Below are 26,095 nucleotides of genomic sequence, written 5' to 3' on the forward strand. Positions count from 1 at the left end.
GCTTCATTTTTATCAACCTAGAGAATGTTAGCTGGGCGTAATGTTTTCGGGAGTGGGCGGGGCAAACGAGAGGCAAGAGCTTGTCCAACACCGGCGGAAGCTATGACACCACGCGACATTCTCGTGCGAGAGATCGCATGTCGTGAAGGAACAGCGCGCGCAAGATTTACGCTCAGCCATGTTGGGTTGTGGGCCTGGGCTGGTTGGCATTGGCCTCTTCTCGGCAGTGATAAACGTTCTGGCACTGACCGGCTCCGTCTATATGCTGCAGGTCTACGACCGTGTGCTGCCCTCGCAGAGCGTCCCGACACTCATCGGATTCACGATCGGCATGCTAGGCCTTTATGCCATTTACGGGCTGCTCGATTTCGTACGGCTTCGCCTGCTGGTCCGCATAGGCAATCGGCTCTACCGAAACCTGCAGCAAAAGGCATTCACCATCTCGCTATCACTACCCCTTCTTGCCGGGCAGGACGGCAACCGGGTGCAGCCGCTTCGCGACCTGGACCAGCTGCGCGGCTTTCTTTCCGGCTTGGGGCCGACGGTTGTCTTCGACGCCCCATGGCTACCGTTTTATATGGTTGTCATTTATCTGCTGCACCCTTCCCTTGGGCTGCTGGCAACCGTCGGTGCCGCTGCTGTCGTGCTTTTGACGGTGGCGGCGGAAATCATAGGCCGCAGACCAGCCGCTCGTGCATCTGAAACACTTATCGCGCAACGCGTTCTGGCAGATTCCGGCCGCCGCAATGCAGAGGTCGTTCAGGCGATGGGGCTCTCCGCCCGGCTCGGTCGGCGATGGAGTGAGGTCAGCCATACATATCTCAAGAACCAGGAACGGCTGTCCGATATTGTGGGCGCAACGGGATCGCTGTCGAAAACGCTCCGAATGGCCTTGCAGTCAGGTGTACTGGGATTGGGCGCCTACCTGGTGATCGGGGGCGAAGCCTCGCCAGGCGTGATTATCGCGTCTTCCATATTGCTGGGCCGCTCACTGGCGCCGGTCGATGTGGCGATTGCAAACTGGAGAGGGTTTCTGGCCGCCCGCCGAAGCTATAGCGACCTGGCCGCCGCGCTGGATGCTTTCGGCAGCCAAAAGGCCCCCATGGAGCTGCCACGGCCGCAAGCACAGCTCGCCGTCGAGGAATTGACAATAGCGCCACCAAGCGCACAGAAGCCTACCGTTCTCAATGTAAGCTTCCGCTTGTCGAGTGGCGCCGGGATGGCGGTTGTCGGCCCCAGCGGATCCGGGAAGACAACGCTCGTACGCGGTCTGGTCGGAGTGTGGAAGCCACTTCGCGGAACGGTGCGACTGGACGGGGCTGCTCTCGATCAGTGGGATTCCGAACTGCTCGGCGCTCATATTGGCTACCTGCCACAGGACGTCGAACTGTTTGACGGATCAGTTGCCGACAACATTTCCAGGTTCGGAGGCAGGAGCGACCCTAAAGGTGTCATGGCAGCCGCCCGGGCAGCAGGCGTCGACAAGATGATCATGCGATTGCCGGAAGGCTTTCAAACGCGCATCGGAGAAGGAGGAGCGGCCCTGTCGGCTGGCCAGAGGCAGCTGATCGGGCTCGCCAGGGCACTGTATGGCGATCCGTTCCTTGTCATTCTCGACGAACCGAATTCCAACCTGGATGCGGACGGCGACGTGGCTTTGGCAGGGGCGATTCTGGCGGTACGCCAGCGTGGGGGCATCGTGATCGTCGTTGCGCATCGCCCCTCTGCCCTCGTCAACATCGATCAGGTACTCGTGATGTCCAACGGCATGGTCCACTCTTTTGGTTCGCGCGACGATGTTCTGGCAAATGTGATCCGCCCCTTCCCAAATCCGGAGAGGCCAACAGTTGTTCCGTTGCAGAAAAGTGCAGGCGGTCATGCTTGAGGTCTTGCCCCGTGTCTGACGTGATCATTTCCACATATGCTGCCGGCCCAAGCCAGTGGATCGGGACGGATCCAGCCGAACAGCCGGATGGCATTCGAGCCAACCTGTTTCTGGGCTTGGCGACTACCCTCCTGTTGATTTTCGGCGGGGGACTTTGGCTAGGGTTGACCAAGATTGCCGGCGCCGTCATCGCGCCGGCCACTGTGGTCGTCGAAACCAACATAAAGAAAGTCCAGCATAGGACCGGCGGCACAATTGGTGGCATCTTCGCCCAGGATGGGGACCATGTGCGTGCCGGCGATGTGTTGGTCAGGCTCGACGACACGTTGACACGGTCAAACCTGCAGATCGTCAGCGAAGATCTTGATCGCGCCACCATCCGCCTGGCGCGGCTGGAGGCCGAGCGACAGGGTTTGCCGGAAATGCAGGTTCCACCCAGCCTTCGGGTCCGAATGGGCAACCCGCAGGTGGCGGCACTTGTGAATGGCGAGCGGGCTGTGTTTGAAAGCCGTGCCGCGGCATTGGCCGGCCAGAAGGCGCAGTTGAAAAGCCGCTCACTGCAACTGGGGCACCAGATCGACGGCCTCAAGGCTCAGCAGGCTGCGACGGACAATTCCTTGGATCTGTTGGCTCACAGCCTTGCCGACGTCCAATCGCTTTACGCCAGGAAGCTGGTGTCCAAAGAGCGACTGAGCAATGTCAGCCTGGAAGAAAGCCGAACCCGCGGCGAATCCGGACGACTTATCGCAGCAATCGCCGAGGTGCAGGCTCACATCAGTGAAACGGACCTGCAGGTGCTTCAACTCGACGAGCAGATGCGCAGCGACGTGACAACTGAACTCCGCGAAACGGAGGCGAAGCGCACCGAGCTCGAGGAGCGCAAGATAGTGGCGGACGACGAACTCGCCAGGACAGATATCCGGTCCCCACAGACGGGGACCATACAGGAATCCTCGATCCACACGGTCGGAGGCGTTATCGGCGCTGGGGAAGTGCTCATGATGGTTGTGCCTGATACTGACAATCTCGTCGTGGATGCTCTCATTCCTCCAACCAGCATGGATGATGTTCATCCAGGACAGCGGGTTTCAATCCGCTTTCCTTCTTTTGACGTCGGAACGACCCCTGTTTGCGAAGGCTCCGTCAAGCGCATCTCTGCCGACCTGATCAAGGATCAGCAACGTCAGCTTTCGTACTTCTCGGCGCGCATCAACGTGGACAATGAAGCGACCTGCCTGACGGGAGAGAAAATACTCAAACCGGGCATGCCGGCCGAAGTCCACATCAGCACCGATGAGCGCAGCGTCTGGTCATATTTGCTGAAGCCCCTTACAGACCAGTTCTCCAGAGCCTTCAAGCAATAGGGCGTTCCCTCAACCTGGCTGTCGCCCGGTTGAGGGCTATTGGACTGCCACATTTTCGAGACCGCTGCTGAACCGCACCTCGATCGTATCTCCCGGTGTCACCTCGGTGTCTTCTTCGGCAGGTTGTTTGCGCCATTCTTCGCCGACCTTACGCACGATCGTGATCTGAGCCCGAATCGTTTCGCCGGCAACTGGCAGCGGCGTGGTGGACGCCCCTGCAGGCTGCAACTTCTGGCTGGCGGCACGAAGCCTCGCTGTGGTGTCGGCAAGGCGCACATCGGTATCCTTCAACTCGGTCAGCAAACCGATCTTTCGCACGTTGTCATTGCGCTCGCGCTGTCTGAGATAGTCCTCCTGCTGGCGCCGCGCCCGCATGAGTTCAACCGATGTTTGAAGGACCCCGTTGGAAGACAGAAGCACGGAGCGCCGGACGTCGGAAAGCCTGTTGCTGGTCAGATTGCCCGCCTGGAACAATTTCGTCACGCGCGCCAGATCCTCCTCATCGGCCTTGACCCCGTCGCTCTCAACCTGCTCGCGCTTTGTCAGAACGTCGATCTGTGCAGCCGCATCCTTTGCACCCTGATCAACATAGCTTTGTTCCTGCTGGAAGTTGTCGAGGGAAAGCTTCAGTCCTTCAGCCTCGGCTTTGGCAATTGCCGAACTGAAAGCTGCAGACAAGGGTGAGCCTTGCGGCGGCTGCATGTCGAAGCTCGCCTGATCCTGCAGTTCGGCCCGAATGCGAGCGCTATGGAAATAGTCTCGCGTGTATTCCCCCCACAGCGACTCATACTCGCGTTGCAGGTCTACCGGGTCGGGACCAGCCTGGTTTGTACGCGAGCGTAAAAGGCTGATGCCGCCTGACACTGCAAGGGCCTGTCTGACTGTCATCAGCGGTCGATACGCCTGCTGTCCCGGAGTGAGTACGTCACCAGTCACATAGATCGGACGATATTCCGCGACTATGGCCGTCACGTCGCCGGGCTTGATGACGATCATCTGCTCTCGCCCATCGGGCAAGCGCTGGTGAAATATCTTGGTAGGCAGGATCGTTTCCATGCGAGCCTGCAATTCCGCCGGCGTCAGGCCGCCGATTGACACCATACCGACTTCGGGAAGCGCGATGGTACCATCCATCTGGATTACGGCGCGCTGGGTCCGTTCAGGAATGGAGGAAATTCCGATCTCGACGATGTCGCCGGGAGAAAGCTTGTAGGCAGCTCGCACGTCCGCGGCGCCAGCCATATCGATGGCGCCCAGCATACCGAGCGCTACAAGAATGGTTCTACTCATGAACGCCATGGTGACAATCTCCACTAATTAGATGTCGGCTCTTCCGGCCAATCGACTCGGGTAACGAAGTCATAGACAGGCCCGCCGGGCACGCCCCAGTTGCTGGACCAGATCACCTGTGAACCGTCAGGGGACGGCGAGGCGTGGGTCTCGCTGCGGTAGTCAAAATCAATATTTCGCGTTTGCGCTATGCGCCGAACCTCTCCGCTGCCATCGAGGCGCAGCGCGATCACCTCTCGTGCATAGGGGGCCATTTCAGGACGGCTCGAGACCTCATCAGGATAGCCGCCATAGCTCAGGAACACCCAGCCCGGCTTGTCCAGGGCGCGCAGCGAAGCATGCATTGCCTCGCCATACTTCATAAGGGAAGTCACCTTGCCGTCAGACAGCCGGCGCTTGATCACCTGAAACTTGTCTGGGTCGGATTTGCTGATGCCGACGTAGATTTCGCTTCCATCCTCATCGACAGTCATATCGCCATGGCCGGGCCGATGATGTTGTGTCCACCTTTGACCCGGGGTGCCGTCGACAGAGAAAATAAAGGCCTGTTCGGTGGTGCCGCCTGCCACTTCCTGAATGCAAATGATGTTGTTGCCGAGCGGCGAAATCGAACAGTTGTCATTGACGCCAGGAAGTTGCCCAAGCGTAATATCGACGAATTTTTGCCGCAGCTTGAGGTCGTATGCAAAGACAACTTCGGTGCCGTCCGCGCGAACCGCACGCACCGCTATACGGCTGCCGTCACGGCTTGGGTTGCCCTTGCCCGGCCCGAAGTGCAGATCGCGATAATCTTTTGAAACAAAAAACACGTCCTCGCGATTGGTCCGCGGTGCCCAGGTCGATATTTTCTGGCCCTGAACGCAGATCATCAGCGCCGCGTCTCGAGGGTGCCATTCACATTCGGCCGACCGATTGCGCATAAAGACGGGAGCATAAGTGTGCCCGTCAAAGAAGCACATGCCGTTGCAGCCGTTGGTAATCACCAGGAGGCTCTGATCCGAATTCCAGGCCTGGGCGCTGGAATAACGGTGGCTGCAATAATCATGTCCACAGGCGACACCGTTGCCAAGCTGCCCTGGCTTGGTGATGCGGGTGAAGCTTGCGCCAACTACCGGATCGATGGCTGGGCGCAGATAGTCGGGCATGTCCATCGCTGGCGTCGCAACGAACAACGTCGACATGCTGCGCCCATGACCTCCGGCGATATGCAGATCAAAGAATGCGACAGCGGCAAACAGCAGCAACACCAAAGAATGCCGGTCGCGAAAGGTCATGTCATGTAGCTCATCTCGCGGCGCACCCGGCCTTCGCTAAGGCGCGCGCGCCACCATTCGATGGTTCGCTCCAGGCCGTCGCGCAGACTGGTCCGCGCTCGCCACCCGGTTTGGCTTTCAAACTGCGATGAATCGGCGAGCAGTGCACGGACCTCGGAATTCTGCGGCCGCAGGCGGCTTTCGTCTCGATGGACAGGCTTTTTCGAGCCGCTCAGCTCGAGCACCAGCTTCAGAACATCTGCAACCGTTGCGGCGCGTTGGCTTCCGGCATTGTACGCATGGCCGAATTCGAGATCAGCCACACCGGCAGTCAGGAATGCTGCCGCGGTGTCTTCCACAAAAGTGAGGTCACGGATCGGGCTTGTGTCGCCAACCATGATCGCTGAACATTTGTTGTCGAGCGCCTGCCGGATGATGGTCGGCACGATAGCTCGTTCGCTCTGCCGTGGGCCATAGGTGTTGAATGGCCGCATCGTCACGACGGGAATGTCAAACGACCTGGCGTAGGCTTCCGCCATCATATCGGCGCCAATCTTGGAGGCCGAATACGGTGACTGACCCTGCAGCGGATGTGATTCCTTGATAGGCATGGTTAGCGCTGTGCCATAAACCTCGCTGGTCGAGGTGTGCACCACGCGCTCCGTCTCCCACTGGCGCGCGGCTTCCAGAACGTTCACCGTACCCAGGATGTTGGTGTCCACATAAGATTGCGCGGCCGCATATGAATAGGGAATCGCGATCAGTGCAGCCAAATGGAACACGACGGCCTGGCCACGCACGATCCTGTTAAGGAATGCGCTGTCGCGCACATCGCCGCGGACAAGCTTCAGCTGGCTTCGAATGTTGTCCGGCAAGTCGTCGAGCCAGCCGTGGCTGTCGAATGAATTGTAGAGGGCGAGCGCCGTGACATCGGCTCCGTCGCGAACCAGTGCTTCGGTGAGATGCGATCCGATAAATCCATCGGCGCCGGTGATGAGAACTTTTTTGCCCTTATAGCCCATGACTGATTGTCCTCTCTCCTGGGTCACACGCTGATCTTCCCATCCCAAATGCCCCTATATTTTGATCGCCGACGGCGGGACCCGGCCAAGAATTGCCAGAAAACCTCGTGCCATCCAGACGATGTCGGATGCGAGCGTGCGTTGCGGGTAATAGGACAGGTCGATCATGGCCTTGGCGGGAAACAGCACCTCCCGGTAGTACAGCAGCGGATCCATCGACTGAGGATAAAAACTGGCCTCGTTGCGGAAGAGAACCTGTGATGGACCGAGCAAGCCGGGCTTGTACCGCAGAACCGCCTCCGAGCCGCTGTGGAAGCAATCCACGAAAGCGAGGCTTTCCGGTCGCGGCCCAACAATTGCCATCTCGCCTCTGAGGACATTCCACAGTTGCGGCAGCTCATCGAACTTTGTCGCGGCGAGGATCCGGCCTATTCTCGTCATGCGAGTGTCCCCGGCGACAGTCAGCGCAAAACCGTGAGGATCGCACTGCACATCGAACTTGCGAAACTTGTACATGCGAAAGGGCCGACCTCCTGCGCCGATGCGTGTCTGCGCAAAGAAAACCGGACGGCCGCCTTCGACTAGAAGAGCAATCGCAATCAGCAGCATCAGTGGCGCGAATACGAGGACTGCAGCACTGGCCACAGCAATGTCGGTCAAGCGTCTCGCAAACCCATGGGCTGAGCTTGGCACGAAACGCCGGTGAAGGGATCGGTCCGTTGCATTCATGCGGCTGTTCCCGCTTGAGCGCCGCTGTTCACCGCCGCTGCAAGAGCTTCAACAACCGCTTCGACGACAGGCGATGTGATTTGGGGGTGAAGCGGGATTGTCAGCTCACGCTGAGCAAAGTCATCTGTCCGCGGCAAATGGGTTTCGGGAGAAAGCTTGCGATAGAGCGTCATCTGATGCACGGGCGGATAGTGAATGGTGGTCTGGATCCCCTGCGTCCGCAATTCGTCGATAACGTCTTGCCTGTTGGCGTAGCGCRGCAGAAGGATCGGCATGATGTGGTATGCAGACGTGCGCGGTTCGCTGAACGGAACTGTCACCGCCGGGCAATGTTTTGCAATGAGCCGCCGATAAAGGACGACCAGGATGCGCCTGATCTCGTTCCATTCCTGCAGATTTTGCAGCTGCACGAGTCCGATTGCTGCCCGCATCTCGTCCATACGGTAGTTGAACCCGAGCATGGTGACATCATATTGCGGGGTTCGGCTGTTCAGCCGCTGGTGTGTTCCGGTGGTCATGCCGTGCCCGCGGGCTTGGCGAATCCGTTCGCGCAGTTCGGGATCTTTGGCGATGACGACCCCGCCTTCGGCGGTTGTCATGTTCTTGTTGCCATAGAAGCTGAATGCGGCAGCGACGCCAAACGTCCCTACCTCCCTCAACCCAGGAGCATGCGCCGCATCCTCGATGATGTGCAATCCGTGCGCACGGGCGAATCTCTGCCATTGTTCCCGATTGGCGAGGTATCCTGCGAAGTGAACGAGAATTATTGCCTTGGTGCGCGGTGTGCAGCGGGCTTCCGCTTCAGCAAGCGACATCAACGGCACGTCGGCTGACTCGATATCGACGAAGACGGGAGTCGCGCCGACATAGAGCACCGAATTCGCGGTCGCCACGAAAGTGAGTGACGGAACCAGCACCTCGTCGCCCGGGCCGATACCAAGTCCGTGCAAAATGAGATGAAGGGCTGCCGTGCAGGAGCTGACCGCGACGCAATCCTCCGCGCCATGCATGCTGGCAAATGCCTGTTCAAAGGCTCGCACCTGCTCTCCCATGGTCAGCCAGCCGCTATCGATGACTTTTGATAGAGCTGCCTTCTCCGGGACACCCAAAATTGGGGCACTGACCAAGAGCATAATGTCCTCCTAGATTATTATTCGTGATTTGAACTCGTGACGTGATTGGTCAGGCCGCTGCTGCGGCAACCTCGATCGAGGCCGACTGCTCTTCCCAGGAAATGGCTTGAGCGTTCTGGAAGTCGTCGACGCGACCAATATCGAGCCACAAGCCTTCGTGCTTGTAGGTATGGACGACGGTGCCTTGCTGCATCATCTGCAGCATCAGGTCGTCGAATCCGAATGGTATGCCGGATGGAATGAATTTGAGAACATCGGGGTTCATGCAGTAGATCCCCATGCTCACGAGGTGGGAAAGCGTAGGCTTCTCGCGGAACATCTGGACTGTATTGTCGACTTCGTCGATGACGCCAAAATCCATCTTGATCAGGCGGTTGGCGGTAGCAATCGTTACCGGATCCTTGTGCTTGCGATGTGCCGTAATGAATCTGCTGAGGCTCAGGTCGGTCAGAACATCGCCGTTGAGCACTATAAAAGGTTCGGTCAGTTCATCTCTGATCAACGAGAGTGGCCCGATGGTGCCGAGCGGCTCCATCTCTTGGGTGTAGCGAATTTTCAGGTTCCATTGCGAACCATCGCCGCACACGCTGCGGATGAGATGGCCGAGATACCCGGTCGTGATATAGACGTCTTCAATGCCATTGCGCCGCAGCCACTTCAAAAGTAGCTCGAGTACCGGGCGAGCGCCAATCGGCATGAGGGGCTTCGGCAGAACTGATGTGAAGGGACGAAGGCGCGTGCCCATCCCACCGCATTGAATAACCGCTTTCATCCGATCCTCCCTGATTTATGGCCAAGTCCAAGGTGGTGTGCCCGGGAAGGCGCGCGTTGGGTCTGCTTCAAACGTGAAGATCGGTTGAATTTTTGCCGACCCTACGCGTCCATCCGAACATCATAGGAGGAACGGTAAGTGACCGTTGGCTGGATGTCGTCGTGCAATCGAATGGCAGCGATCCGTCACGTCTTGTGTTCAATAGCTATGCCGAAAGTCGGTTGATCGGCAGCTGTGCCGAAGGTCGGTTGGTCGGCTGGGGTCGACGCCTGGCCGACATCGGCCAAGGGCGGTCAAGCAATCTGTGACGGACCAGGAGACTGTCAAACCTTGGTAATTGCCTTGGTAATTGCCTGGCCTCGAAAGCAAGGAAATATACCGGCTGCCCCTGGTTTGGAGCCACTCAACAAGATGCTGATTATTCTAGCGAAATTCCCTTGGCTTGGCTTGAATTCGCGAGATTCGAAATCAGACGTTCCACAACGCCAGGTAGGGCCTATTCAACGTGGTTAAACGATACCTAAAAAAAACAGGAGAGTTTTCCGCTATTTAGAGTTACATTAGCAAAAGTGATAGTTGGCGGTATGCGGGTTCTGCTAACATTGCTTGGTGGGTTCGACGAGTGGTTGGCCACGCTTTCTGAATGCCTTTCACCGATCGATCTCCCCAGTCGTAAGGGATGTTTTCAAGCGTCCAATTGTCCTTGTTCATTGGACTCGAGTACGGGTTGGGGTAGTGCAATGTATCGAATCGTCATCGCCGACGATCACGGTTTGTATCGTCGCGGCTTGCGACTGGCGCTAAGCGCCGGCATTCCGAGTGTAGAGATATTTGAGGCTGCGTGCTTCGATGCCGTGGTAAGCCTCTTGGCGGATCAGGCACCCATACATCTTGCGATCCTGGATCTGAACATGCCGGGGTTATTCAACCAGCAGGTGCTCTCAGACGTTCTGTCAACATATCCCGACACGCGCTTCGCAATCGTTTCGGGGAACGATTCACGCTCGGAAATATTGACGGCTCTGTCGATCGGCCTTCACGGCTACATCGTAAAATCGCAAAAAGACGAAGAAGTCGTTCTGGCGGTGAGCGAAATTCTGTCAGGCCGCATCTACGTTCCGGCACTCCTGTCGCGGACTTCTGCAGGCCAAGGGCTACACGCGCCCCCGCCCGAGAGAGCCTCAACTCAACGGCGGGCCGGAAACGGCAATCTTAGCAAGCTTACCTTGAGGCAGAGGGATGTCCTCAGGCTAATGGCGGAAGGCTTTTCAAACAAGGAGATCGCTCGCGAACTCGACATCGCCGAAGCGACCACAAAAATCCATGCTGCCGCCATAATGCGTGAGCTTGGAGTACGAAACCGGACCGAAGCAGCCCTTGTGCTGCAGAACTGGCTTTCGAAAAACGCGGGCTAGGTTTCGATTTCATACCGTGACAGACGCAGGGAGTACCGCAACCCGTGGTCCAATATCTCCAGTTTGGAGGTGTGGCCGATAAGCGGGGCGCCGTCGACCCCGATTATCATCGAACCAAAGCCATGGCCGACCACCCTGGCTTTCTTGCGTCGACCCGATTCCACCCAGTGGAACACGATGTCGCTTCCCTCATCTTCCGGCGCGAAGGACCAGGTAACCTCAAGCCGGCCTCGTGGCTCGCCAAGCGCGCCATGCTTTACCGAGTTCGTCGTCAGCTCGTGAACCACCATAGCGAAGCTCTCTGCCGCGCCGCTTGACAACATGATGTCAGGGCCATCGACCACTATATCGCGTGTCCCCATGTAGAGTTGCAGTTCCCGGATAACCAGATCGTCGAGCAGCACCGAAGCGCCGGTGCGGCGTGAAAGCAGCATGTGAGTCGCTTCAAGGGCTCGAATTCGATCGATCAGGTCCTCCTTGTATTTGGCGGCATTGTTCTCAGGAAAATCCACCATTTTTACCAGCGCGGTGATCACCGGAAAAAGATTGCTGAACCGATGGCGTTGCTCGAGCATTACGCGTTCCCGCTTCTTTACCGTTGCGCGCAGCAGCGTGGTCTGCCGGCGCTCCGTCAGGTCCGCGGCTACCCCAATGCGAAGCAGATGGTCATTATATCTTTCCTCGCGCCCACGCAGAGCCACCCAACGGATGTTTCCGTCCGCTCGCCGGACGCGTATCTCGATATCGTGATTGGTGGTGGAGGCAGTTTCTGTCGTGGCCGCCAGCTTGGGCCAGTCCGCCGGGTGCACGACAGCGGCAAGGTCCTGCAAGGGCCGGCTGGTTGCTGGAGGCAGGCCCAGAGTGTCCCAGAATTTGTCGGAACCTGTAACAGTTCCATCCGTGAGGTCGATTTGCCACGTACCCAAGCGTCCGGCGGAAAGCGCGAGATCAAGCCGCTCCTTCTGAGCCCGGATGGCCTCGCGCGCCATTCGTCGCTCCGAGATATCGTCGACAACCACGAACATGCTCCCCGAAAGAACGCCGTCGGGCCGGGATGAAGACAGGCTTACTCGAGCCCAGAACGTCGTACCGTCCTTCCTCGACAAGCGCAGTTCAGCACCGGAAGGGGTCGTGGCATTGCCCTGACCTTCAAGCAATATCAACATGGAATCCCGATCGTCGGGATGAACGATGCTCATGAGCCTCAATTGGGCGAGCTCTGCTTCCGTGTAACCCGTCAGCTCACACAGGCGTCTGTTGGATTGAAGAAGCTCACCGTTCTCATTGGTGTTGGCAAAGCCCATGGCCGCACGTTCGAATGCCCAACGAAAGCGGCCTTCCGTCGCCTCGACAGCAGCGAGCCTGGCCTCGGCGACCTCCAAGGCCTTTCGCAGGTCTTGTCGGAGCCGGTGGAAGACAAAGGCTATCACGCCACCCGACACCAGAAGGTAGATTGCCCGCAGCCAGTCTTCATTGGAGAGCCGACCGCCAAGGATGTTCTGGGCCCACAGGCCGGCAGCGGCGATCACCAGCGTCGCAGCGATCGCAGCTCCACGACCTTCAAGATACACAATGACAATTATTGCAGGAATAGTTTCAATAAAACTTGGCCCACCGCCAGTATGAATTAAGCCAGTTGTTTCAAATATAATTGTGGCTACAAGCACCAATATTGAAGCCACGTGAGCTAAAGGTGTTCCTAGCAACCGAAACCCAATCTACGCAAAATGTGATCCCAGGCGCTAGTCTACATCTTTCGGACTAGTCCGTCGAGACTAGAAGGCAAGCGTCTGACTAGTACCACTGCCGGATTGCCACCCCCAAACCCCAGATTAATATCGGTTCGACAACGGAAAACGCAGGAGATTTCGAAGAACTTCCATCGGTAGAAACACTGGGCTTGGGGTAGGAACAATGTCTCTGATTGATAGGCGCAACGACACCGTTGCTGGCAACCGGTATGCTGTTTTAGGGAATGAATATGGTCGCGGAGCGCGTATTACGCGCTACACTTCAGGTGGGCTGGCTGCCGATGTTGGCGACTCGAAGCGACGCAGCATGGAATCCGTCACTGGCATGCTTGACCGCATTGGCTGTGGCTATCTCGTCCTAAACCGCGAAAAGAAGGTGGTTGAGTGGAACGCCGCCGCCCAGGATACATTTGAACGACAGGATGAAGCGGCTGGTACAGCCGCTGAGCTTTCGGCCGCACTAAGACGGCTGATTGCGAATGTTCCGGCCAACTTTGTGCCAGGTTCGTTGTCATGGGTGGTGATCCGCAGCGCAGGCGACCGGCCGGTGATACTCAAAGAGGGGGGTGTCATTGCTCCTGACGGCACGAGCATCGTGGCCTTGTTGGACCGCGGCAACAGGTCATCGGCCAATCCTCAGACACTGCAAAAGATGTTCGGCTTGACGAGTGCGGAAACCCAGCTTGCCATGCGCCTGGCTCAGGGGGACGCGCCCTTGGAAATCGCCCGCAGTTGGCGGCTTAGCCGGACCACGATCAGGTCTCAACTGGCGTCGCTCTTCGCCAAGACCGACACAAAACGTCAGGGCGAACTGGTGGCTCTTCTGGGGCGAATTTCCGTATTGCCGTGAGGGCTGCCGTCTCGATCGCGTAGCCCGGAAATCTGGCGGTTCTGGAGTTGCCTTGCGCAGCTCCAGCCTTCCACGGCGCCACGGTCAGCGGGCTCGACGATCTCAAGTTTGAGGGGGAAAATTTCGACATGGTCGGACAGAATTCCGAGGGCCACAAGGTGGGCAATGGTCAACGCGACAGGTCCGGTCCGGCAGAGGTAAAATCTGGACCGGCCCGGTCGGACCGCGCGATCCTGCAACTGTCGCGGAAAGGACCGATCGTCGTCACTGGCGCAGCGGGCTTTATCGGGTTTCATGTCGCTTCGCGGCTATTGCGCTACGGCGCGGAAGTCGTAGGCGTGGACAACTTCACGCCCTATTACGATCCAAGATTGAAGGAAGCGCGATTTGCGCGCCTGTGTGCCGAGCCGGGTTTCACTCCGATGCGTTTGGATCTGGCGGATCGGTTGCCTGTGCAGTCGCTGTTCTACGACTTTCGACCATCGCATTTTGTGCACCTGGCTGCCCAGGCGGGCGTGCGTCATTCCCTCGTCGATCCGCATGCCTATGTACAATCCAACATCGTGGCGTTTCTCAATGTCCTGGAGGGCTGCCGCCACGCCGGCGTCAAACACCTGGTCTACGCCTCGTCGAGCTCCGTCTACGGCGGCAATCAAACCATACCGTTTTCCGAACACCACGGCGCCAACCACCCCCTCAGCTTCTATGCCGCGACCAAGCGTGCAAATGAAGCCATGGCGCATTCGTACAGCCATCTGTTCGGCTTGCCGACGACAGGATTACGGTTCTTCACCGTGTATGGGCCGTGGGGAAGGCCCGACATGGCGGTCTACGCGTTCACTCATGCAATCGCCCGGGGAAAAACGATCGAGGTGGGCAACGCCGGCCGTGTGTGGCGAGATTTCACCTACATAGACGACATCGTCGAGGGAGTGGTTCGAGTGCTCGCCGCCCCGCCGCTTGCCGAACCGAATTGGGATGGTTGCGCAGCCGATCCAGCTACAAGCTCGGCGCCGTACCGTGTGTACAATATCGGCAATGATCGGCCCGAGGAGATCAACCGGCTGATTGCAATCATCGAGACGGCCCTTGGTCGCCAGGCTGTTCGCAAAGATGTGCCCTTGCCTCCCGGTGACGTCCTGGAGACTCGCGCCGATGTCGGCGATCTTCGCAGCGCCGTAAACTTCGCTCCCTCCACAGCCCTCGAGGACGGTGTTCAGCGTTTTGTTGAATGGTACCGACACTTTCATGGAAGCGACACCGCGGCCTCGGCAGAGCAACAAACGCTCATGCCTGTGTAAACCATTGGCTGCCGTCCCCCCGCTCAGCTCATCGCCCGCCAAACACATCCCGTCCCCATTCACGACGTGACCTGTTACAGGCTGCTTCGGGCAGAGCTTCTTCTATGTCGGCGCGACGCGGCTATTGGTTCGAGCGCTCGCCGATCCAATTGGTGAGATGCGATCCATCCCAGACAGCAACGCGCGGATGAGCGGCTTGCGTATCGGGCTCTCGATGAAACGCCAGATCACGAACGAGGCAAGCAGGGCCGTCGCCAGGACGAGAAAGAACGCGGCGTTCTTGCCGACCAGCGGGATTAGAGCGTTGAGCGAGATGTAACCGATATATTGGTGCAAAAGATAAAGAGGATAGGTCAATCCGCCGAGCATCAGGACAATTTTTGAAGGCGCAACCATGGAGCGGATCAGTATCGCGCCTGCGAAAATCGCAAAGACCAGACCATTGGCCACAAAGAGAGCAGGATAGTGAATGGACGCGCCGTAATGCTCCTGCATCCAGCCCTCATCGAATCTGATCGTCTGGCAAGACAGCAGGAATGCCCCCGCAAGAAGGATCAGCGCCATTGGCGAACGACCTTTTGCAACGATCTGCTGGGACAAAATACCGAAGGCAAAGAAAGGCGCGTAGCCGGTGATAAAGACAATTCGTAACGCCGAACTCCCGAGGAAAAACTCGTTAGCTACCGACACTGCGAGCCAGATCGCAACGATGGCCAATTTCCAGCGCTGGAACGCACCCGCAAGGATGAGCAGCGCGATCCAACCATAAAACACGATCTCGAGCATGATCGACCAGTAGTCCCCGTCCATGGACGGCCTGCGGAATGCACGGGCGAACATGGAAACATTCGCGGCATAGGTCGAAACACTCGTGGGGAAATGAGGATCTTTGGCGATTGAGAGAACCACAAACGTAATGGTCATGCAGACGAGGAATCCAGGATATAGCCGCACGAAGCGCGCGACAGCGAATTCCTTCCAGGTTCGACTTTCGGCCGACCAGGCAATGACGAAACCGCTGATCAGGAAAAACAGACTGACACCGAGATAGCCGTAGATGGCAAATGGTGCGGCGGCTGGATATCCGACGCCGACATCGCCGGCTATCGGTCCGAGGAAAAGATAGTGAAAGGCAACAACCGCCAGAGCTGCAACCAATCGCAGCAGGTCGAGCGACGCCAGGCGCGATGAGTTGGTGTTGCTCGCCTGTAACATTGCCTGAGACCTCAACGTGAAAGGTTCGCAAGTACCGAGAGGTCCTAGGGATAGTTCGCCCGCCGCTGGCGTCCATCCCAATTGGAGCGAACGCGTGTTTGGCACCCCGGCTCCAAGCCGTCAGATCAACGCAAGAACCAATACCGCTGGTGACTTGCGAACGGGCGCGTCTTGAGTGACATCAAGGCAAAAATCAGCCCGGGGATGATCTTCAACCGCTTGCGAATGTAAATCGCCATCGCCACGTTCCAGACGACCAAGGCAAGTGCGAGGCCTACTGCTGCGCCTAGTGGACCGTAGATCTCAATTCCCACTGCACAGCCTATGACACCAATCGCCGCGCCGACGATCATTGTTATAGCCGCAGCCCATTCATTTCCGGTCATGGTCAAGAGGTTCAACTGGGGTCCGCACAGCGCGACGAAGACATATCCAAGCATCAGCACGCGCGCGATGGGCGCTCCTGTGCCGAAATCCTCACCAAACCAACTCAACAAAGGCCGAACAATCACAAGCAGAGGGATCGCCATCGCGATGGCACCGCCTGTGGAAAGTAAGGTAGCTCGCGAAAACAGCGCCTGCAGGGCTTTGCGGTCGTTTTGAGCATAGAGGGTAGCTGCAGTGGGCGAAAACATCGTAGAGACGGCCACCAGGGCAAGACCGACAAGCAACGCCACGTTGAGGCCCAGAGCGAAAATGCCCGCATCACGGATATGCCCGGTCCAGCCCAGCACCATGACCCCGGCCCTGTTGATAAAGACATCGAGCCCTGCCATGAGCATAATAGGCGGAACCACCGCCCACCATTCTTTCGATGCATCGGCAGGCTCAGCGTGCCGCAAACCGGGCGGCTGGAACCTTGTGGCCATTATGAACACCAGTCCGACCGTTACACCCGAACTCGTCAGCACTGCTTGCATCACCAACGGCGCATTCAAGGTCCACGCGCCGGACAGGGCGGCAACCGCGAGCAACGTCAACAACAACCCGTCGCGCACAATGCGTTCCGGCAAAAGGGCTGAGACACCGCCCCCAAACGCACGAACAAGTGCAGCTCCCAATGCGGAAGCGGTGACCAAAGGAACAGCCGCCATGCCGAGAAGCTGGCTGATCTCGAGTTCTTTGTTGGAAGGACCAGAAAACCAAACGATTAGTGCGGCGCCAGTGAGACCGAACAGCGTCGCCACCGTCAGCGATCGTTGCACAGCGAACCGTATTACACCATGCGCCAGGTCGAGCCGACCCTGGGCACGATAGGCGGATACGAAGCGCAACAAGGATACGTTGAAGCCCAGCGTTGCGAGATAGGCAAGAACCGAAGTCCAGGAAAGGACATAGGAATAAATGCCATAGCTGGTGGAGCCGACGATGCGCGCAATCAGCAACTGCGCCAGACTGGTCAGCCCTGCCCCGAAGACATAGATCATAAGAGCAAAGATGGCGGCATAGCCGAGGCTACGAGTCAGATCTTCCTTCTTCGGCAAAATGGTATCTGCAGCTGCAAGAGAAGTTGCAACATTTGGTGCGGTTATCGTACCTCCACACTCGTCAACATAGCATCCTACGTCACCTTCAAGCATTGGATGGCCAGCTTCGCCGCGTGGCAAATATCTGACCCCATCATGCTGAATCTTTGAGATTATCTTCCGTGCGACGCGCTGAATGCTCGCTAACGACGACCGATCATTGAGCGTCTCAACCGGAAGAATATTCCTTTCGTTTCCGAGCAGAATGTCGTTTATGTTTTGAAATACACCAAACGCTCGCATGCTTGTGTCAAGGTCCGCATCGAGAATTCGCTCAGCAGGAGCATCGTTCTTCATCCGCTCCCGCAAGCGTGTCTCCACGATGGGACGCGGCAGAACAACTCTGAGCGTAAAATCCGCCACCGGCGTGAGTTTTAGCGTCCGTGTGATTGCTATATTATCAGCCGCTCCATTGAAAATGGCAAGCGATGCAACTGCCTGAACATATCCCTGCTCGAATATTATTATTTCTTCGGATTGCTTCGCCTCATCCCAGGTATGAGAAAGCTTCAAAATATGTTGCCACACCCTAGCCCGCCATATCAATTTCTTTGGCGGAATAATTCTTATCATGGCAAGTGAAAGCGAAAGATACCTTACTAAGCCTCTTGGTGATAGCAGTACACTAAAAGCAGAAAATATTGCCGCCCCGACTCTAAAAAGAAACAGGAATATTCCAAGGTCGACACTGACCCCCCTCTTTCTGCGATGACGACTGTGGACAACCCTCGTGCGGTAGCCTTGCCCACGCAACCGTCCTGCAAGTGCATCAGCAAAGGCTGCCTTGCCGGATCCAGGCGGTCCGAAGAGTTCGATGATCATTTTCCGCAACCGTCCTTTGTCATTCCCCCGCGAGCAGCAGGTCGCCGCTGTCCCCAAAGCGATACGCAGCGTGCTGTTTGAGGTTGACCTGCGTGAGCACGGTTCCAACCGGAACAGATCCTGGCTCCTCGGGCTGAAGTAATTCCAGGACACCGCGTGCAACGTTGCGCGGTGTCTTTGCCCAGCGTACCGCAAACAGAGCTGAATCCGCCCAACCCGCCAGCAGTCGGGATTCCGGGCCTCTGAGACCCGGCGGTCCGTTGAGGACCACGAGGCTGTAGACTGAACCCAGCCTGTCCATGAGTTGGCGCGGTGCGTCGATTGTGAATAACAGCTTCAGAAGATCATCCGAAAGCGCCGGCGCGGCCATGAAATCGACGCCGATATCAGGCATGCTCGAAATTGCGCCCTCCAGATCACAGCGACCCTTCGCATAGTCTCCAAAAGATCTATGCGGTTTCAACATACTGAACTCGGTCACGAAATCGCCCGTAAGTCGCGTGTCGTGGCGATCAAAATCAATGAAAAGCACACGGCCGCCCAGGCGCGTTGCCGCGAGAGCCAGGGTCCACGCGAGCTCGGTCTTCCCGTCGCTTTGGTCACTGGACGTAACAAGGACGACCTGTGACGAGCGCCCTCTTGCCTGAAGCGGTGCCGCATTGACCAGCAGGGACATTGCAGCTCGGCTGTATACGGACTGCTGCTGCCCAAGAACCAGCTGTTGCAGGCGCCTGGCACTTGGTCTTGAGACCTTCGGGAGCAATCCCAGGCAGGGGAAGCCGAGGGCTGTTTCAGTCTCCGCCTCACCGCGCAAAGTCTGATCGAGACGACTGCCGAGAAGGACCAGTATGCCGCCAATGAGGCCAAACACGACCATACCGGGTGGAATAAGGTAGACCGGCGAAAGGCTCTTGGGGTTCCGCGGCGGCCATGCCGCCGAAGTTATCGAAACTCCCGACGAGGGGCTTGCAATGCGCCGGATCAGATCCTGTTGTCTGGTCAGAAGGTCATTGTAGCGCTGCGTCAGGATAGTAACCCTTGGCTCGAGTGCACGCATCCCTGAAAGTCGGCCCGAAGTGTCGGCTACAACGGCTTCGAGGACATTCTTGCGCGTCTCCAGCGCCGCGATCTGGGCACGGTACGTACTCGCCTCCGCAGCGATACGAGCGATGCCCTGTTCGATCTCACGGTTAACCGCACCTGCGGGATCGTTTCCTGCCGTATTGTCTGCTGGATGAGCCAGAAGGTCGGCCAGCGCCGGCGATCCAATGACGTCCGCAAGCGCGGCCGGCGAAGCCCCCGACTTTTGCAGGTCCTGGATTTGTTGAAGGCGGGCCTCTGTCGTGGTGAGATCGGCCTTCGACAAGGCAAGCTGTTGGTTGAGATCGGCTGTATCCCTGGCGGCGTTGTCGGCCGCACCCTGATCGACCGTGCCATGGCTCAGCCGATATTCCTCTAGACGATCGGTCGCTTCTGCCAGATCGCTTTGGACCGTAGGCAGAGCGGCGACGATGGACGCGAGCTCTGCCCTGTCGGCGGTTTGGCTGTTGCGTGCGAGATCAGCGATATAAACCTGGGCGAATGTGTTGGCCACCAAGGCTGCCCGCACAGGATCCTTGTCGCTGAACCCGACGGTGATGACGCGCGAGCGCAGTTCCTGGCCAACCCTCAGTCCACGTCGCAACTTCTTAAGTTCAGCGGCATCCGCTGCTTGCGGACTTGTCTCATTGCCATGCGACCATAGTCGATCCAACAAACTGGTTGCAGACGAGCCCGCTTTCTCTGGCGTCTCGGGAGCGGAGCCTTGCGCAGCAGGTTCGTTGACATCAGCTTGTTGGCCGGCCTCGGTTTTGCGCAACGCCGCAACAACACTGCGCAGATGCCCTTGCGATAGGAGCATGGTCAAATGGTTGTCGATGCTGGTATCCAACATGTCCTGAGCACCGGCGCCGTCAGGCGCAGTCCTCATCGGGCCATCGACGATGAGCTGTGTTGTCGCTTCGAACACAGCTGGGCGGGAAAAACCAGCAAGGCCTGCAAGTGCGCCGCCAAGAACGACCATGGCAAGCAGGAACCACTTCCGCCTCGCGATGGTGATGATCAGTTGGCCGAAAGGCGATTGGGCTTCCGTTGGTTCACGCAGCAGCCGCCGCATGCGTGGATTGGTTTCACGCACTGCTACCCGCATCTCTGTGGTGCGCGGAAGCTGAATGCGACTGACTATTGAACCTTCCATCTCAAACTCCCGTCAACTCAAGCGCGCCCGGCAGGGCTGTTGATGCCACTGATGGCCGATCGGCGTCGTTGCGCCATGCAAGGAACATCAACGTCGCCCACAAATCACGAGAATGATCCCGTTTTCCATCGAGGTGATCGCGCCAGCACGTCTGCACTTTTGCCACGTCGAAAAGCTCATGTCCGGAGTGGCGCATGTCAGCCAGAAGATCGCTCGCCCAGGCACGCAAAGGCCCTCTCAGCCAGAGCGCCATAGGAACGTCGAACCCCTGCTTTGGCCGATTTATCAGTCGCTGAGGAACGTACCGGCGCAGCAACTGGCGAAGGAGCCACTTGCCTTGTCCATGGCGAACCATTGCATTCGCCGGCATCCGCCAGGCGAATTCGACAACTCGATGATCAAGAAGAGGGCATCGCCCCTCAAGGCTGTTGGCCATGCTGGCGCGGTCCAGTTTTACCAGGATGTCGCCAGGCAGATAGCCAGCCATGTCGTTGTACAAAAGACGAGACAGCAGGTCATCTAACTGAGGCGCACGGCGAATCGATGTGCGTGGCCCAGGGCGCGTCAGATTGGCTGTCGATGAGCCTGTCAGTCGTTGATACAGCTCCTCTTGATCGGCGGCAGAAAACAGCCCAGCCAGCCGATCCAGTCGATCGCTGCGCAACGCATGCCGAGTAAGGCCTGACAGCGGTAGCTTGCTGAAGATATCATGACGGGTTGCGCGGGCCATCAGTGCAATGGCGGTAGCAAGGGTCTCGCGCAGGGCCGAGGGCAGTCCATGCTGTCGATTGGCTCGCGCTGCCATAAGGTGGCGGGCGTAGCCGGCGAAGCACTCGTCGCCGCCGTCGCCCGTCAGAGCGACCGTAACGTGCTGGCGAGCGAGCCGCGCCACAAGCAGCGTCGGTATTTGCGATTCATCGGCGAACGGCTCATCCCAAGTCTGAGGCAATTCTGGAATGATGTCACGCGCCGAGGCCGGCGAAAGGTGGAGTTCAGTATGGTCTGTGCCCAGATGCCGCGCAACCGCAGCGGCATGAGGAGCCTCATCAAATCCGCGCTCTCCAAACGCTATGGTGAATGTGCGTACGGACTTTTGCGACTGAGCCTGCATCAGGGCTACAACGGTTGAGCTGTCAACACCACCGGACAGAAACGCGCCCAGCGGCACATCGGCGTTCATCCGCTCCCTCACGGCAAGCCGCAGTAGCGCATCGAGCTCACTCGTCAGTTCTTCGTCGCTGCCGACCATCGGGTCCTGTCGGCCTTTTGCGGCCACTTCGGCCAATGACCACCAAGACCGCACACGATGTCGAACGGATCCAGTGCGACGCGCCTTGGCAAAATCTTCGGCCGTCAAGGACAGAACCGACCCAGGGGGCAGCTTGAACACCCCTCGCCAGATGCAGTTGTGATCCGGCACCCATCCTCGCGACAGCATGGCCCTGGCAGCATTGAGATTAAGTTCCGGATTGAAACCCGGGAAACACTTGATGGCTTTCAACTCAGATCCAAAAACAAGTGCATGGCGTGTCGGGGCGACATAGATCGGTTTCTTGCCCATTCGGTCGCGAGCCAGGTGAAGGGTCCTTGTCTTCAGATCCCACAGTCCAAACGCGAACATGCCGGCGAAACGCTTGAGCGAGGCATCAAGCCCCCAGCTTTCGATCGCGCAGAGTATGACCTCGGTATCGCATGTGCCGCGGAACTGATGGCCGGCGCTCTCGAGCTCCTGGCGCAGATCGCGGAAATTGTATATTTCACCGTTGAAAGTAATGACATATCGGCCACTCGCCGAACGCATCGGCTGATGTCCTGCCTCAGACAAGTCGACAATGGCCAACCGGTTGTGGCCGAACGCGATACCGGCTTCACCATCACTCCAGAAGCCTTCGCCATCAGGGCCGCGGTGACGAAGGGCAGCCGTCATTTGCGATATTGCCCTCAGCGGCCTGGTATTGGCCGCATCAGGGGCGAGGAGAATCCCGGCAATCCCGCACATGCTATCGCCCCGCCGCTCGTGCAGTTGCCGCAACCGGTTTGGCTGTTCCGGCAACGAGGCAAAGAGTGATTGAAAACCAAACGATCGGGTGGCGAATGACCAGATGCGGGAAACCGAAGATGCCTATCGACAACACGAGCGCCACCAGGGCGTCGAGGCCTTTACGCCATGCCTGGACTGCCGCGGAGGCAAGAATCCACAACAGGGCGAGGACCGCGAGAATGCCCCCTTGAGTGTATGTATCAAGCAACGTGCTGTGAGCCTCGAAAGGCAGATCGATAAACTCCTTGGTCACGACATTCCTGTCGACATGAGGCCCGGGGCCAAGGCCAAGTGAGGCGGAGCCCAAGCCCTTGCCCAAAGCATTGGTCCAGATGTTGATCCGCAGATTGGCGGTCTCGGCTGTCGCCTCGCCGCCTTCTCCTTTGGTCAGGCTCTTGGCGAAGTTTTCGACACTGGTCGTTTCCGCAAGCACATAGGGTGTTGCAGAGATTGAGAGAGGAAGCAGAGCAGCCAATGACAGGAGCAGGACCTGGCGGCCGAGCGAGGCTTGTCCGCCTGTGGTGACCCACATCCGGACACGCAGCAGCAAGAAGATCAAGCCGGTCAGAACGATCGTCAAGAGATAGGTGTCGCTCTTGGTCAATCTCCCGACATAGACGATGAGAGCAATGCTCGCGATCGCGTACACCCTGGCGATCATGCTACGGGTTGTTACCGCCAGATGAAGCGCAAGAGGGCCGAAAAGTGCGCAATAGAGCGCCAGCTGGTTTGGATTGTCCGACCAACCCGTGAACCGGTCCCAGAACCACGGGTTTACTCCAGACTGATGGATCAGATTGAATCCAAGTGCCAACTGGAAAGCAAAACATCCATTTGCAATTGCGATCACCAGCCATGAGGTGCGGCGCAGATGGCGATCCGCGTTCGGATCTGCCGCAAGCAGGCATGTGACGGAGGCCAATAGCAGGTAGGCGATCGTGTCGTGTATCGGCGCTTCCAGATACTGAACGATTGTAAGCATGCCGACGATCAGGCCCAGGCTGAGGGCGAATGTCATGATCGCCCAGAAGGCAATGAGAAAGGAAAGTGCCGGCGTGACCACGAGTTGGCCCCCCGCAAGTACCCGGCCCAACGATATGAGTATCCAGAGAGCCAGAAATAGTTCGCTGATGCCGAACGGCGCTCCCGGGATCTCAAGTTGAGATGCGTAGGCCATCGCGACGCCGCCGGCCAACAACACGTCTCGAATCATTGGCGCACCTCGCCCAATCGGCCGAGCGCGGCATCCTTTCCAGCCTGCGAAGGCAAATCTGCATCGCCGAGGGATCTGGCGCCAAGGACCTGCTTGTAGAGGTCGCAATACTGATCGATCACCAAAGGCAGCGCGAAATGCTCCTTGACGAAGTCGATGGACCGACCACCCATCGCCCTTCCGCCACTGCGGTCGGACAGGACTTCTGTTATTCGTGACGCAAGAGCATCGGCATCATGAGCCGGGACAAGGTATCCGTTCCAACCGTCTTCAACCACCTCGTTGCAGCCCGGCATATTGGAGGCGACGATCGGCAATCCCGCCAGTCCCGCCTCGAGCAGGACACGCGGAACACCTTCCCGATATTGTGTCGGAAAGGCGAACAGATCGGCCATACCAAGGAGGGCAGGAACGTCCTGTCGTGGACCCAAGGCGATGACATAAGGGGCATGCCGATCAATGTCCGATTTGGCGACGGCAAACGGACCCTCGGATTCCCAGGGGCCGACCAGCACAAAACGCGCATTGGGCCTCGCGGCCAGGATGCGGGGGACAGCCTCAAGCAGCGTCGGGATACCTTTTTGACGAGTGAGCCGGCCGATAAAAATTATGACTTCAGCGGACTGGAGCCCAAGCTTTTCGCGCAATTTCTCTGGCGACGATGCGTGATGGGTTGCCGCAGCGAATGCATCAACATCGATTCCAGAACTGCGGATCACTCTTCCGGTGCCGCGTCCGATCAGTCGGTAGCGCTCAAAGAAAGCGTGATCGTCCCGATTTTGGAATACCGTTGCAGCCGTCCAAAATGACGAAAGCCACTGCAGTGCGCAAAAGACTGGACGAAGGGCCAAAGCCCTGGGTTCCAGCGATGAAAACGTCCAGCCCAGCCCATTGATTGTACGCACGACCGGAACCGTCCCGCGCACCGCCAGTGGTGTTAACAGATTGGGCTTCGTGTCAAAGCTTTGGACGATATCCGGGCGGAGCTCCGACATCAGTTTTCGAATGGTTTTGATGGCGCCGCTGCTGCCGCTGGAAAACCGGTCGAAGCCATAACGGCGATGTGCAATGTCATGCCGCGAAAACGCAGCCCCGTCGCCGGTGGAGACTGCAGTGACCCGAAAGCCCCTTTCGCGCATTGACAGCAGGAACGGAATTCTAAAGGCGTGATCCTCGCCCCCCACACACACAAGATGCGGGTTCATTTTGCGTCTCCTGACCGTGCGCATAACCCCGATCGTGCGCGCTGGCCGGCTATTGGTCCTGCTATCATTTTCCTTGGTTCCGCTGCCTGGAACGTGTGATCCCAAGCTCCACGGTACGGTCAGGCTTGCCTACTGTCCTCGTCCGTTTGAATGAGCGAGTTCCACTCGATGCGCGCCGAACCATCCCAGGCAGCCAATTAGGTCTCCGGCTTGGAGCGAAATGATGCGCGTCGTCTCCCGGCAAGGCGCATGGCGGCGCGCTTCAGGTGGCCTGCCCTCCCTAGCGGTTTGGCCTAGTCGTGTACCCACCGGCGATCTCCCGATGAAGCGACTGGGGTCGCAAGACACCACACCGTGACCTGGCTCAACACCAATACAGAAGTTCGCAGGCGCACGCATGTCGGGCAGAAGCGGTTCCTTTTCCGCCGCCTGTCGACTGCCTTCAGTAAGATTGTCGGAATTAGGATTCGCAGGTTTCGACGCATCTCCTGAGAGATAATCGACTGAATCACGCGCATTCCGACCAAGAAGGCATCCCAAGAAAACGGGATGTCTTCCAAAAGGATTTCAGATTGACCGCCGAGGTTTTGAACTTATCTCTCAGTAACCACGCCAGCAATCAGTGATTGTCAACGAGTACCGGTTTTGATTTGGTACCGACAACGCCGCCGATTAGGCAAGGCAAGCGTGGTGTTGAGGCCTCGTTGGCTTGAGGCCGCCGAGTTGTTCAAGACTCAGATCAATGTTTCTATCAACGCATTTCCCGTATTTGATTTGGCGCTAATGTGATCTGTCGGCTAGGCAGAGGTGGGGCGCTACCATTCATAAGAGGGATTTTTGCATGGCTACGATGCATTACGCCTATGGTGCCTCGGCCGCAGCTGCCGCAGCCAACGGCTTCAACCTGGTTGATCTTCAGTACGCGTCATCGGTCAACGCTCTGCCGGATGGCTCCAAGGCCCTTATTTGGCTCAATGAAGGCAACGGGGTGACCGCCTCTTTCATCAACAAGGTGACCCCTCTTATCGGCAATTCGAAGGTCTTAGCTTTTTATCTCACCGATGAGCCGGAT

General features: G+C 57.9%; 18 protein-coding genes and 1 pseudogene. 6 read left to right on the forward strand and 13 right to left on the reverse strand.

Translation table 11 applies throughout. The annotated features are described in order from the left end of the window. Nucleotides 1-178 precede the first annotated feature (178 nt). On the forward strand, nucleotides 179-1,885 hold the full coding sequence (locus AC1DZ8_RS32175) for a type I secretion system permease/ATPase (protein WP_477310439.1): 1,707 nt from the start codon (nucleotides 179-181) through the stop codon (nucleotides 1,883-1,885). A gap of 11 nt (nucleotides 1,886-1,896) precedes the next feature. Then, nucleotides 1,897-3,249: an HlyD family type I secretion periplasmic adaptor subunit gene (locus tag AC1DZ8_RS32180; protein WP_477402311.1), complete on the forward strand. Its 1,353-nt coding sequence runs from the start codon at nucleotides 1,897-1,899 to the stop codon at nucleotides 3,247-3,249. Nucleotides 3,250-3,285: 36 nt separating this feature from the next. Here the strand turns inward: AC1DZ8_RS32180 and AC1DZ8_RS32185 are convergent, their stop codons facing one another. The 6 genes from AC1DZ8_RS32185 to AC1DZ8_RS32210 all read right to left on the reverse strand — a co-directional run bounded on the left by AC1DZ8_RS32185 (nucleotide 3,286) and on the right by AC1DZ8_RS32210 (nucleotide 9,448). Beyond that, nucleotides 3,286-4,548, reverse strand: a complete 1,263-nt coding sequence (locus AC1DZ8_RS32185; protein WP_477309924.1) for a polysaccharide biosynthesis/export family protein — start codon at nucleotides 4,546-4,548, stop codon at nucleotides 3,286-3,288. Nucleotides 4,549-4,562: 14 nt separating this feature from the next. Further along, complete coding sequence (locus AC1DZ8_RS32190; protein ID WP_477309925.1) at nucleotides 4,563-5,813, reverse strand: hypothetical protein; 1,251 nt, start codon at nucleotides 5,811-5,813, stop codon at nucleotides 4,563-4,565. Beyond that, nucleotides 5,810-6,814 (reverse strand): SDR family NAD(P)-dependent oxidoreductase, encoded by a 1,005-nt coding sequence (locus AC1DZ8_RS32195; RefSeq protein ID WP_477309926.1) that lies wholly within the window; start codon nucleotides 6,812-6,814, stop codon nucleotides 5,810-5,812. The genes AC1DZ8_RS32190 and AC1DZ8_RS32195 overlap by 4 nt, the downstream gene beginning before the upstream one ends. Nucleotides 6,815-6,868: 54 nt before the next feature. Then, complete coding sequence (locus AC1DZ8_RS32200; RefSeq protein ID WP_477309927.1) at nucleotides 6,869-7,474, reverse strand: sugar transferase; 606 nt, start codon at nucleotides 7,472-7,474, stop codon at nucleotides 6,869-6,871. Nucleotides 7,475-7,539: 65 nt separating this feature from the next. Next, a complete protein-coding gene (locus tag AC1DZ8_RS32205) occupies nucleotides 7,540-8,676 on the reverse strand; it encodes a DegT/DnrJ/EryC1/StrS family aminotransferase (protein ID WP_477402314.1) in 1,137 nt (378 codons plus the stop codon). Nucleotides 8,677-8,725: 49 nt separating this feature from the next. Beyond that, nucleotides 8,726-9,448, reverse strand: a complete 723-nt coding sequence (locus AC1DZ8_RS32210; RefSeq protein ID WP_477309929.1) for a nucleotidyltransferase family protein — start codon at nucleotides 9,446-9,448, stop codon at nucleotides 8,726-8,728. 740 nt (nucleotides 9,449-10,188) lie between these two features. Here AC1DZ8_RS32210 and AC1DZ8_RS32215 point away from each other — a divergent pair. Continuing rightward, nucleotides 10,189-10,863, forward strand: a complete 675-nt coding sequence (locus AC1DZ8_RS32215) for a LuxR C-terminal-related transcriptional regulator (protein WP_477309930.1) — start codon at nucleotides 10,189-10,191, stop codon at nucleotides 10,861-10,863. Here the strand turns inward: AC1DZ8_RS32215 and AC1DZ8_RS32220 are convergent. Beyond that, on the reverse strand, nucleotides 10,860-12,530 hold the full coding sequence (locus AC1DZ8_RS32220; RefSeq protein ID WP_477309940.1) for a PAS domain S-box protein: 1,671 nt from the start codon (nucleotides 12,528-12,530) through the stop codon (nucleotides 10,860-10,862). The genes AC1DZ8_RS32215 and AC1DZ8_RS32220 overlap by 4 nt on opposite strands. A gap of 247 nt (nucleotides 12,531-12,777) precedes the next feature. On the opposite strand from AC1DZ8_RS32220, the gene AC1DZ8_RS32225 reads away from it, so the two are divergent. After that, complete coding sequence (locus AC1DZ8_RS32225; RefSeq protein WP_477309931.1) at nucleotides 12,778-13,464, forward strand: helix-turn-helix transcriptional regulator; 687 nt, start codon at nucleotides 12,778-12,780, stop codon at nucleotides 13,462-13,464. A 233-nt stretch (nucleotides 13,465-13,697) separates the two neighbouring features. Continuing rightward, the gene (locus AC1DZ8_RS32230; protein WP_477402318.1) at nucleotides 13,698-14,765 is read left to right on the forward strand and encodes an NAD-dependent epimerase/dehydratase family protein; all 1,068 of its coding nucleotides are present in this window, start codon (nucleotides 13,698-13,700) and stop codon (nucleotides 14,763-14,765) included. Nucleotides 14,766-14,867: 102 nt separating this feature from the next. On the opposite strand, the gene AC1DZ8_RS32235 is transcribed toward AC1DZ8_RS32230, so the two are convergent. The 6 genes from AC1DZ8_RS32235 to AC1DZ8_RS32260 all read right to left on the reverse strand — a co-directional run bounded on the left by AC1DZ8_RS32235 (nucleotide 14,868) and on the right by AC1DZ8_RS32260 (nucleotide 25,023). Next, entirely contained in the window at nucleotides 14,868-15,980 is a 1,113-nt protein-coding gene (locus AC1DZ8_RS32235) for an acyltransferase family protein (RefSeq protein ID WP_477309932.1), read from the reverse strand. Nucleotides 15,981-16,105: 125 nt separating this feature from the next. After that, nucleotides 16,106-18,328, reverse strand: coding sequence for a lipopolysaccharide biosynthesis protein (locus tag AC1DZ8_RS32240; protein ID WP_477309933.1), 2,223 nt, complete (start codon nucleotides 18,326-18,328; stop codon nucleotides 16,106-16,108). Between the two features lie 19 nt (nucleotides 18,329-18,347). Beyond that, nucleotides 18,348-20,564, reverse strand: a complete 2,217-nt coding sequence (locus tag AC1DZ8_RS32245; protein WP_477309934.1) for a GumC family protein — start codon at nucleotides 20,562-20,564, stop codon at nucleotides 18,348-18,350. A 1-nt stretch (nucleotide 20,565) separates the two neighbouring features. Continuing rightward, nucleotides 20,566-22,563: an asparagine synthase (glutamine-hydrolyzing) gene (gene asnB / locus AC1DZ8_RS32250; RefSeq protein ID WP_477309935.1), complete on the reverse strand. Its 1,998-nt coding sequence runs from the start codon at nucleotides 22,561-22,563 to the stop codon at nucleotides 20,566-20,568. Nucleotide 22,564: 1 nt separating this feature from the next. Beyond that, nucleotides 22,565-23,818 (reverse strand): O-antigen ligase family protein, encoded by a 1,254-nt coding sequence (locus tag AC1DZ8_RS32255; protein ID WP_477309936.1) that lies wholly within the window; start codon nucleotides 23,816-23,818, stop codon nucleotides 22,565-22,567. Then, entirely contained in the window at nucleotides 23,815-25,023 is a 1,209-nt protein-coding gene (locus AC1DZ8_RS32260) for a glycosyltransferase (protein ID WP_477309937.1), read from the reverse strand. Before AC1DZ8_RS32260 ends, AC1DZ8_RS32255 begins: the two co-directional genes overlap by 4 nt. Nucleotides 25,024-25,864: 841 nt before the next feature. Here AC1DZ8_RS32260 and AC1DZ8_RS32265 point away from each other — a divergent pair. Continuing rightward, a pseudogene (locus AC1DZ8_RS32265) lies at nucleotides 25,865-26,095 on the forward strand (calcium-binding protein); the annotation flags it as partial.

Source organism: Mesorhizobium sp. P2_F7, assembly GCF_056403695.1.